Annotated in this window: 1 pseudogene; it reads left to right on the plus strand. The window is 69.8% G+C overall.

The annotated features are described in order from the left end of the window. Nucleotides 1–140: 140 nt before the first annotated feature. A pseudogene (locus tag KZA10_RS17385) lies at nt 141–455 on the plus strand (electron transfer flavoprotein subunit alpha/FixB family protein); the annotation flags it as partial. Between the last annotated feature and the right edge of the window lie 75 nt (nt 456–530).

Raw genomic sequence — 530 nt, forward strand, 5'->3', positions numbered from 1 at the left:
CACCACGTCAGTCGACCTGTCCGGCTGGACAGTGATGGACAACGACCCCGCAGGCCATGCAGCCGAGACCACACCGCTGCCGGCTGGTCGAAGACGAAGTAGCCGCCCGGCTGCACGATCGTGCCCGCCGGCAGCGGTGTGGTCTCGTCGAGGAGCTCGCCGACGCACTCGGCGCGGCCGTCGGCGCCTCCAGGGCAGCCGTCGATGCCGGGTACATCCCGCAATCGCACCAGGTCGGTCAGACCGGGGTGTCGGTGTCGCCGCAGCTGTATGTCGCGCTCGGCATCTCCGGAGCGATCCAGCACCGCGCGGGCATGCAGACGTCGAAGAACATCGTCGCGATCAACAAGGACCCCGAGGCGCCGATCTTCGACGTCGCGGACTTCGGCATCGTCGGCGACGTGTTCGCCGTGGTCCCGCAGGTGATCGCCGCCCTCGAGGCGCGGAAGAAGTAGCCATGGCGACGCGGATGCTGCGACGCGGTCTGCCGCGCGTGCCGGGTGGAGAGCCCTGGCCTCCCGCTGATGCGG

This window comes from Microbacterium sp. BF1 (assembly GCF_019279095.1).
In the GTDB taxonomy this organism is placed as follows: Bacteria; Actinomycetota; Actinomycetes; order Actinomycetales; family Microbacteriaceae; genus Microbacterium; species Microbacterium maritypicum.